At 64.6% G+C, this 263-nt stretch carries 1 protein-coding gene; it reads left to right on the top strand.

All coding sequences use genetic code 11. From position 1 onward, the window contains the following. Window positions 1–263, top strand: a 263-nt coding sequence (locus tag KVT32_RS30390; protein WP_217619463.1) for a beta-1,6-N-acetylglucosaminyltransferase, incomplete at both ends; no start/stop codon positions are given.

Here is a 263-nt window from a genome sequence, read left to right as displayed (position 1 = left end):
AACTGCTGGCCGAGCTCGACAGGCAACCCGCGCTGCCGCGCTTCTTTCGCAACGTGCTGTGTCCGGACGAGATGTTCTTCCAGACCCTGCTGATGAATTCGCGTTTCCGCGACCGGGTGTTCCCGAATAATTTTCGTTACGTGCAGTGGCCGGAGGGCGGGGCATGCAACCCCAGGGTGGTGACGGAAAGCGACGTCGAACGGGTCGTCGCCTCCGGCGCCCATTTCTGCCGCAAGGTCGACCACGCCGCCAGCGCCGGGCTG

Origin of the sequence: Achromobacter sp. GbtcB20, assembly GCF_019091095.1 — a bacterium.
Classification (GTDB): Bacteria; Pseudomonadota; Gammaproteobacteria; order Burkholderiales; family Burkholderiaceae_B; genus Achromobacter; species Achromobacter mucicolens.
The sequence above is the reverse complement of the archived record's forward strand: the minus strand, read 5'-3'. Positions and strand labels throughout refer to the sequence as shown.